Genomic DNA, 10,579 nt, shown 5'->3' with positions numbered 1-10,579 from the left:
GTGCAGACATCCAACTGGAAATAAAAAGCAATGATAGTATCAGTATCTTTTTCATTGATATTGTTTTTTAGGTAAGGTGCCGAAAGGAAAATCAATTCCGGCGCCTTACCATCGATTACATTAATTTTCCTTTTTCAGCCAATGTATCGTAGTTGTTCTTCATATCTCTCCAATCTACTTTATGCTTTGTGCTGATACCGTTGATATATTTTTCAATATTAGTATATCCGTCACCAGTACAATCCTTATTGGCATCACTCGGATCATTCGGATTCAAGCCATTGGCAATTTCCCATTCATCCGGCATACCATCACCGTCTGTATCTACATAAGGAGTACCTTTATATTCAGGGAATCCACCCATCTGACGAATATCAGTAATAATACCCTGCTTATAAGAATCTTTCGGCAAACGACGATATTTAAACTGTCCGTCCTCACCCATTGATTTAGGAGACAAACCGGTCAGATCGCCATAAGTATCTTTCGGAAGTTTCTTTTCATAATAAGGAATGCCTGTTTTCACTTCTTCAATTACACGTTCATCTACAATATCACGACAAGGGATAGTTGCACCTGCATGTTTCAATACATAATCATAGGCATCTTTAGCCCCCATAATATTGATATACGGCATCTCGAACGGTTGATAGCTTCGTATATTTTCAGTATATCCGTCAGTATTTGGTTGATCTTCAATCTGGATACCACCTTTCCAGTTGTCTGCTGTAATAGCAGGATAGCCTTCCATGACATTTCCATCGGCATATACACGTCCATATACCTTATAGTTCAATTTACTACGTCCGGCTTCCGGCTTCAAAATACGATGTCCTACATTAGAGTCTTTCGGCGTAGCAGGTCCCGGTTTGTAGTAGTTATTAATCATATTGAACATTGCGGTATAATCACCACCGTCAGAAGAACGATGAACCCAGTTGAACACTACATTATTGACAAAGTTGAATATTCCATTCCAACCGATAGAAGGGTTACGTCCTGCATTACTAGCCCATAGGTTACGGGCAAATGCACAGTTTTCACCTCCCAAAGTGCTACCAAATGCATGGTTGTATGTATCCAATGCTTTTGCAGAGATTGTATTCTGAATAGTCACATTTACAGTAGGAAGTTTCAAATCTTTGCTTTCATATTGACCTTCACTAGAATCATACATATGACGATAGAAAGAAATATTCTCATCCAATCCCCATGAGCAAGAACAATGGTCTATCATGATATTACCGATCGGATTACCTCCAAAGGAGTCATCACGATGCCAAACCTTTGTTTCTCCACGACGGAAACGCATATGACGCACAACAACATCATGTGTATCTACCCAAAATGATTCGCCGGCAATACAAACGCCATCCCCGGGAGCCGTTTGTCCTGCAATAGTAACATAAGGAGCACGAACTATAATCGGAGACTCCAAACGGATAATACCTGCCACATTGAACACGATAATACGAGCGCCCCCTGTTTCACAAGCTTCACGGAAAGATCCAGGTCCACGATCATTCAAATTAGTCACAGTAATCACTTTACCGCCGCGACCACCGAAGCTATACATACCGCCACCTTCTGCTCCAGGAAATGCCGGAATATTCGCTTGTGGCAAATCACATGGACGGCTAGCCCAAGGAATATAAGGACGTCCCTCCTTTGCTTCTTTCTGCACTATTGGCAGTGCCTTCGCCCATGCTTCGTCAGAGCGCTTCCGCTCTTCAGTCATCATCTTTTTATAGTTTTCTTTGGCTTCGTCGGTTATTTGTGGGTATTGCGCCCATGCAACAGTCGGAGTCAACATTGCAGCAGCCAAAGCTGCTAATAATACATGTTTCTTCTTCATTTTTATTTGGTTTAGTGAAGTTGTTAATTCAAAAATACAATAATAAGACGAAAGAGAAAAAGATTTGTAATCAGTAGAGCAAAAATTATTATTCAAAATGTGTGTTTTCTACATAACTCAAATCTTTATAATATAATAACGTCTCTAATCCTCTTATTCAAGAGGTATTAGAAACGTTATTATATAGACAAATTGAAGATTATGAACTTATTCTGCTAATGGATCGAAAGTACCATTAGCACCACCATTGTTATAATCTGCCCAACCAATAGTTTGTGGTAATGTTTGATTAGCTTTTTGAGCTCCTTCTGCAAAACCCAGGAAATAATACCGAGGAAGGAAATTCATATATTTCGGTGTATGATCAGTAGTATATGCATCTCCCTTCTTCATTTTACGTGTTAGATAAGTATTATAAAACTCAACTAACTTATTCTGTTGACTTGAAATATCCGCCTGTCTCAAATCTAATGCATCCGGACGTGTTACATCTTTTAATGGATCTGGATTTACCCCATTTATTTCCCACGATGTACCACCAAGTCCTTTACTCTCATGAGCGCTACTTACACGGAATTCAAGATTATCGCGACGCTGTCCATTTAGTTGTTTAAAACCTAAATAAGTACAAGTATTTCCATTCCAACCAGATGGGAGCCATGTGTCAGGTGCTCCTTCTGCTCTTTCCGCACCACCATCAAACAACATCCAACGACGTAAGTCATCAAAACGTTTACCTTCATAAGCCAATTCAATTTGACGTTCATACAAAATAGCAGCAAAACATGCAGACTGGTCACTTGACAAATTGGTTTGCAACCCAAAATTATTTGTTGACGTATATCCCACACGAGCACGTATCTTCTTCAACTGTTCAACAGCTACTCCCATTTCACCGGCGCCACATGCCGCTTCCGCATAATTCAACAACACTTCAGCATAACGAATCTCCAAATATGGACTACCACTAAATTTAAAGCCGTTTGCCTGGCTATATTCATACCTAGCACTTGAATTTATATCTAAATCGTCCGAACGCTTACGTATATAAAATCCCTTGGCATTTGTCAGCAAATTATCAGAACCATATGTATTAGAACTACTAGCTTCCTCATTATCTCTATCCGTCTCATTCGCATACCAGACATAGTTCCACAAGTTATACTTCTCACCTGTATATGGATTATTATTACTTGCATTTCTAGGATCACCATCAAAAGCCCAACGCACTCCGGGAAAAGCAAATGTTCTATAAAAACGCGGGTCACGATTTGCAAATGGCACATTCTTATCATATGCGATAGACGATTGATCCAATGTGGTATAGGTATCACATGTAGAAGGTCTCTTTCCATCTGCCATAGGAAACATATCAACCATCATAGAAGAAGGAGTTTTGCCACCACCTCCCATTGTATTTGATGGTCGTATACCATGCTCCCATGAATTATTCTTACTGAAATCAGGAACCCCACCTGTCGTTTTATTGTTATATAATGTTACAAATACTGCCTCTGTGTTGCCATCAACCATCGAAAAAACACTTGCCCAACCTGAAGCATTAGTTCCAACGTTACTCTCATTAATTAAACCATACCCACAAGCATTTATTCTAGGCAAATCTGTAGTAATTTCATTATAAGCCTTCTTCCAGCGTTCTACATCATTCTGACGATTAAACAATGGACTTGCATAGAGCAATAAAGTGCGTCCTTTCAAAGCTAGTGCTGTACCTGAAGTGACACGTCCAAAATCACTTGAAGGCCATCCACCATTTTCTGTAAACGGAGCTAGTAATTGTGCGGAGAGTTCCAAATCCTCACAGATAAAATCAACACACGCTTTCGTTGTCGAACGTGGAACGACAGACTCTGCCACCGGTTCTTGTACTTCCGTTATAATAGGTACTCCACCATACCACTTTACTAAATTATAATAACACCATGCACGGAAAAAATAGACCTGTCCCAATAACTCATTCTTTTCTTCATCAGAAAGAGTACTATTCTCTATACCATAAATAACATCATTACAATTACGGATACGTCCCCAAACACTTGCCTGGATATTATTACCGCTATTATGAAAATAATCAGGAACCGTATTATTACCACTCTGACTAGTCATTGGAGCATCAGGATCTACAAATGATCCAAATCCACTGTATTCCTCTGTGGATTTAGACTGGAGGTCTGCTGCCCCCGTACTATTATATTTCCAACTAGGGTCAGAACTTGTATTAGGCAGGCACCATGCATATATATCATCTACACGTGCCTTTGCACCACTGAACGTGTTATATGTACTCGCATCTACATAGTCATAATTCTTCTTGTCTTGCAAAAATTCATCACTACATGAAGTGAAAGCACCTATAGCCATTAAAGCAACACTGAAAGCTATTATATTTTTTCTTTTCATTATTATTTCTTTTTAGAATGTCACATTCACACCAATAGTAAACTTACGCAAAGTAGGATAACTGCCATAAGAGGTCATTGGATCTATAAAATTATCAGGATAAGGATTATAGAAACTAAATAAATTCTGTCCTGTCACATTGAAACGACAACTTTCAATACCTATCAATCTTGTAAACTTTGATGGTATAGTGTATGCAAGTGTTAAGCGGTTCATACTAACACGAGTTCCACTCACTCTCCAATATGTAGAATTCACACTATTAACACTGCTCCATCTTAAGTTCGGATATATAGCATTGCGATTAGCTTTTACAACCACATTTCCTGATGCATCAACCACATCATTATAAACAAACATATTATCCGTATTCCAGAAAGATGGCATATTGGTATATTCCAAATCGGTATAAGACCCTGATCCTGAACCAACCATATTACCTATCTTAAGTGCTGACGTTGGGATAAAACTATATCCTCCCCAACTTGCGCTTATCTGTGCAGATAAAGAAATGCCTTTCCATTCTGCACTCAAATTTGTAGTGAAACCATAAGGGTTATTGCGATTTGACAAACGAACTTGATCATTCTCATAGCTCACAACTCCATCCGGGCCGGCATAAGTTCCATCAGCCTGTTCTGCTCCACGAATATCTTTATAAATTAACATACCAGGCTTGACATTCTCTTTGGTCATACCCATATACGATGTTATATTATATTTAGTAAAATATTCATCTATGTCCTGATAACTACGAAACATACCCAAACACTGCATACCCCATGTTCCCATATCTGTACGACTTCCTTCATGAATTTTCATATAGCGCTGATTGGTTTCCCAGTCCATCATAAGCACCTTATTATCTGTATATCCGGTATTTACAGATACTTTATACTTAAAGTCTTTCCCTATCCGATCTCTCCAAGTTACAGACAATTCCATTCCATAAGTATCCAACTCACCATAATTGAAATTTGCAGACTGTGTTCCTACCGTTCCCGGGATTGAAGCTGAGTATGGAAGTAACATTTCACGATTCCATTCATAATAACCATCAATATTGAATGACAAACGATTATTCAATACATTGAAGTCCAGACCAAAGTTTGCTTTGTATGACTTATCCCAATGCGCATCACGGTTTACAGCTGAAATATCCTTATTAATTGTAATATGGTTACCTGCATTCGTTGATGTTCCAACGCCAAATATCGGCCCCTTATCTTTATCAACCGCATAATTTTGCATCCATTGCCATGCCTTGGTATTATCGCGTCCTGTCAAACCAAATGAACCACGTATTTTCAAATAATCAACCCACTTCACATTATTCTTAAACCAATCCTCCTGCGATATAATCCAACCTGCAGAAACAGAAGGAAAGAATCCCCAATAATTTTCAGGAGCAAATTTTGTTGATGCATCCGAACGAAGCAGGAACTCAAATAGATACTTATCAGCATAGGCATAATTCACACGGCCAATATATGATAATGTTCCAGATTCTGCACGCTTAAATTCTGTTGTAGATTCACTATTATACTGAACAAGATTCGACTGTCCATTTGTAAATTCATAAGGATTAGTAACCTGTCCTACTAAATATTCACTTTCTGCTTCCGATTTCTCGATAGAAAATAAAGCACCAACATGATGACTCCCAAAATCACGATCATAGGATGCGGTAAAGTTCATCTGATAATTATCAGCACGACTCATTGTACGAGATAAATAAGGATCCCCACTAGCATTATTTATAGCAGAACCATTATTGGCAAGTAAGAAATTATTTTCTCCCAATAATTCTTCATATAGAGATTCCTGTCCTTGAATAGGTGTATATAGATGGTTCCCACTTCCTGCACGTTTGGACATATAATAAAGTTCGTATGAGGAACCATATTGATTGTTTTTCGTTGAGTTGATACTCTTCGAATATGAGAATTTTAATTTTAATCCTTTCAACCATTTATTCCATCCAAAATCATATTCCAAACCAGCATTAATATTCATATTCGATGTTTCTGTCCGGTTATAATCTCCTGCATTTTGTAACAAAGAGAATGAATAATTTTGTGAAGAACTTACCTGTGAATTGCTAATGCCATAAGGCACAATTGGAATACCATTTACTTCTTCAGGAATATAATACGGACGAACTAATAAAAGATTATAGTCTTTTTCGTCATTACTACCTCCGACCTTCACATTCGGCTTGTTTTTCTTACCATAATCACCAGAAACCTGAAGACTCGCTTTTAACCATTTACTAATCTTTACATCCACACCAGCACGATAGTTCCAACGGTTATAATCCAAATTGCCTAGATTACCATCTTGGTCAAAATAAGATATTCCTCCAAAATAATTAGCTCTTTCTGAACCACCAGTCATATTGATACTATGTTTTTGTGTCAATGCTGCTTTCCAATATTTATCCAACAGGTCGTAATTTAGCCCTTTCATTGCATTCAACTCATCTGCCTGAAATAGATCATTCTGTAGATTGATAGATACATCAGTTGGATCAGCCGCACGTACAGCATTCCAAAGTTGGCCATATTGATAAGCATTCAACATTTTAGCACGAGAAACCTCATCCACAACACCAAAAGTTCCACTATATGAGATTTTAGGTGCACCTTGTTTCCCTCTCTTTGTAGTTACCAATATAACACCATTGGCAGCACGGGCACCGTATACAGCAGCTGCAGCATCTTTCAAAACAGAAATGCTTTCAATTACAGACGGATCTAAATTATTAAATGCCGTTGCTCCCAAGTTTTCTGTCACATCACCTATCTTCACTTCTACTGGATAAATATACCCGTCAATAACGTATAATGGTTCTGAAGCAGTTCCTCCGATATCTGATAATACATCGTTCTGACGAATATTAATCCGTGCATTTTCACCAGGTCGTGCATCTCCACCATTAACACTAAGTCCATTTACCATACCACTCAATGTACTTGCCAAGTTACCAGAAGCAAGGTCCTGAATATCATCCATTGGTACAGTAGCAATGGCTCCTGTTAAATGCGCTTTTTTCTGTGTACCATAACCGACTACCACGACCTCATCTAACTGTTGAGTGTCTTCTTTTAATTCAATCTTAGTCTGCTTAAAATCTGATAATACCTGTGTTATATATCCTATATAAGATATTTCAACCTGTTTCCCGGATGGAACAACTACCATAAATTTACCATCCAAATCAGTTATTGTTCCAGTAGTTGTACCTACTACCTTCACAGAAGCCCCAATTATAGGTTCTCCCGTCGTATCTACGACTACCCCCTTGAATGTCACGCTTTTCTGGGCAAGAGCAGGTAAGGCCATTGTCAAAGCCAGAAATACGCCAAGACACAATTTGATTATATTATTTTTATGTTTCATCTTTATTGTATTATATATTAGCTTTTATATTACTTATACCAACGGGGGTCACCGGCCTTATTTCCTACAGCCACGCTACCATTAGGTTTGAAATTAACTCCACCTTTAGGTTGTGCTAAATCAAAGCTAAGATCAATAGGTCCTTCAAAATTAGGGTCTTCAAGCGTAGCATAGGGCTTGCCATTTGAATCCGTTCTTCCACCAGTGTCATTACCTTCAGAAGCCTTTGTTATTCCCCAAATAGTATTACCATCTGTATATCTTTTAGCTTGTGATTGTATAGCCTGATATAAGCGCCAACAATCATAGAAAATATTATATTGTACAGTAGTAGTTAAAGTATTTGTGTTAGGCAATTGATTCGCAAAATCCTTATTTGCCATTGTTTTACAGAATGTATTATAAGTAATTGTTATACTACCAGTATTATCCGTATTTCCCCATGTTTTTTTAGGTTGAGCATTACTTGAACTACTATAGCGCACAAAATAGCCACTACATGTAGTATTCAAATTATAAAATGTACTATTTTCAACTCGCAGGTCTTTAATCCACCCACCACCATTAAAGTCAATAACAGAGTATGAGCCTTCATTATTCAATTGTACAATGCAATTTGTTATACGGAAGTCCTTTATACCATAGTTTTTCTTGTTACCATAAATTAGACTATTAGGTATATTTCTAAAGTTACATTCTTGAAATATAATAGGACTATTAATCACATAGAATCCCGAATTAGCCCCATCATTTGTATACCCTAAAGCATCAGTCGTAATAGAAGCATCCGGATTCTCACTTAAACAAAGAACCCCCTTTTGTGAGGACATATCCGTACACTCAAAATTAATATACTTGATTTTCAAGCCTCCCTGTGTAACAAGTCCGCCATTAGCACTAACCTTTATAGTCGGCTGATTATCTTTATCTCCACGGAATGTTACTGTGTTCAGTTTAAAGTCAGCTATGTCATCTAAGGTATAAACCCCTCCTGGTTCCAATACAAAACATTGTTCCTGATCCTGACTATAATCTTGAATATGAGCATTGACATAAGCTGCTATCTCATCGCTTTCATGTATAGTTGCAACTGCTGCAAATGCTTTATAATCTTGAGTAGTGGCTGTTTGAGCATCCTTATTATTCAATTTTTCATTACCCATTGTTTGCACAGTAACCCGATAATTTGTGTCTTCCAGTTTTGGAAATACCATTGAACTTCCATCTACGATACTATCTGCCACTACTGCAACTGGATTAACCGGATCATTCATATTGTAAACATTCACTTTAAAACCACCAGCTCCCATAACTACAGGCCATGTAAGTTTCAAACTTTCTGATCCATCAGCATTAGTTAAGGTAGAGAAACTTATATTCTCTGGAGATTCTAACTGTGTATTTGTCACACCTCCAGAAAAGGTTTCGTTATCGTCAAAACCTTTAGCACAAGAAACGAATAAAAGAATTGCTGATAAGCCCCATAACTTCCCGGCAATCTTCATTTTAATCTTCATCTTACTCTTCATAGATTAAATTTTAATTTAAACAAAAATAATATATTATATCTTCAAAATCTAAAAGTTCTTTTAAGGAAAGACGTACAATCAAAAAAAATGTAATCACTTAAAAGGATAAAAAATAGATTTTGTGCTTTTTCTCTCTCTTTATAATATTAACTATATCATAATCACCCTCCTATCTTTACTGAAACACTTCTTTCAAATACTTAATATTCGTGCCATAATTCTTCTTCACGTTTCGCACATCATCCTTATCACGTGAACGTTCTACTACTAGCCATCCACTCCATCCCATCTTGTCCAAAGTCTTTTTCACCTTATTCATGTCCAATCGTTCATTAAAAGGCAGAGTCACTCCATCTGTATCCGTACAGTGAATCTGGCAAATATTCTTTTCCCCCAAAATCTTCAATTCCTTACATAAATCCCTTCCATTCTCCAATGCATTTTGAAATTTAAAATAGATCTTGATTCCCGGAGAATTTATTTCTTTCAGCAGTTTCACATCTCCTTTAGCATCCAGTTGAGTTTCAATGCCGATAACTACTCCTTCAGAAGCAGCCATATCTCCCACCTCCTTCAAACGTTTTACAACTTCTGTTCGAAGTGCTGAATTCTTTTCCCATCCAGTTTCGATTCCCCCCAAAGGAAGAAAAGCTACTTTAGTATTCATTACTTGCATTGCATGAAGGCAGTCTTGAACCAACTCTTTATAATTAGCACGTTCCAGAAAAGACTGTCCGTAGAAACCGGACATAGCAATAGAAGAAACCTCTAATTGATATTTTTGAGCAGTTTCACGAAATAGCTGCTGGAAATGAGGTTCCCGCAATTTATTATCAAACATTTCTCTCTTGCCAAGGCCACCCATATCTAGTTCGACGCCGTCACCATTCAATTCATGTACCAATTGGAATGAACCGATTTTTTGACGTTTCAGAATCATCCAGTCACATACGGCTATTTTATAACGTTGTTCCTTTTGCTGCGATCCGGCAATCGCTAATAGAGGGAAACACTCTGCAAGTATTAATATCCAAAGGATATGTTTGAATAAATTTCTTCTTGTTTTCATCTTATTGCCTACAATTTACATAGTAGACGTATGAAAGAGATTTTTGTAATCACCTATAAAACAGAGAATAACTATAAATGTGGCAGAGTATAGTCTAATGAAAATAAGATAATGACGGTATCCGGGAGAAATAGTGACGCTATTTTAGCCGGATACCGTCACTATCCCGAGCATATAGTGTCGCTATTTTCCGAGAAGTAACAATAAAAGTAAATGTAAAAAAATGGGCTGCCGGACCATAAGAAGTCCGACAGCCCTGTCAACCCAAAAACGATACCTATGAAACACTGTGTGTTATTTCAA

At 37.6% G+C, this 10,579-nt stretch carries 5 protein-coding genes; all 5 read right to left on the bottom strand.

Annotated features, from left to right (window positions below; all coding sequences use genetic code 11):
• Positions 1-115: 115 nt before the first annotated feature.
• Positions 116-1,855, bottom strand: coding sequence for a polysaccharide lyase (locus ACT8YW_RS11235; protein ID WP_444104940.1), 1,740 nt, complete (start codon positions 1,853-1,855; stop codon positions 116-118).
• A gap of 207 nt (positions 1,856-2,062) precedes the next feature.
• Positions 2,063-4,276 (bottom strand): RagB/SusD family nutrient uptake outer membrane protein, encoded by a 2,214-nt coding sequence (locus ACT8YW_RS11230; protein WP_444104939.1) that lies wholly within the window; start codon positions 4,274-4,276, stop codon positions 2,063-2,065.
• Positions 4,277-4,288: 12 nt separating this feature from the next.
• Complete coding sequence (locus ACT8YW_RS11225; protein WP_444104937.1) at positions 4,289-7,678, bottom strand: SusC/RagA family TonB-linked outer membrane protein; 3,390 nt, start codon at positions 7,676-7,678, stop codon at positions 4,289-4,291.
• Positions 7,679-7,707: 29 nt separating this feature from the next.
• Entirely contained in the window at positions 7,708-9,207 is a 1,500-nt protein-coding gene (locus tag ACT8YW_RS11220; RefSeq protein WP_444104936.1) for a DUF4992 family lipoprotein, read from the bottom strand.
• A gap of 175 nt (positions 9,208-9,382) precedes the next feature.
• On the bottom strand, positions 9,383-10,276 hold the full coding sequence (locus ACT8YW_RS11215) for a sugar phosphate isomerase/epimerase family protein (protein WP_444104935.1): 894 nt from the start codon (positions 10,274-10,276) through the stop codon (positions 9,383-9,385).
• Positions 10,277-10,579 lie beyond the last annotated feature (303 nt).

Source organism: Bacteroides sp. (assembly GCF_052357945.1).
Taxonomy (GTDB): Bacteria; Bacteroidota; Bacteroidia; order Bacteroidales; family Bacteroidaceae; genus Bacteroides.
The sequence above is the reverse complement of the archived record's forward strand: the minus strand, read 5'-3'. Positions and strand labels throughout refer to the sequence as shown.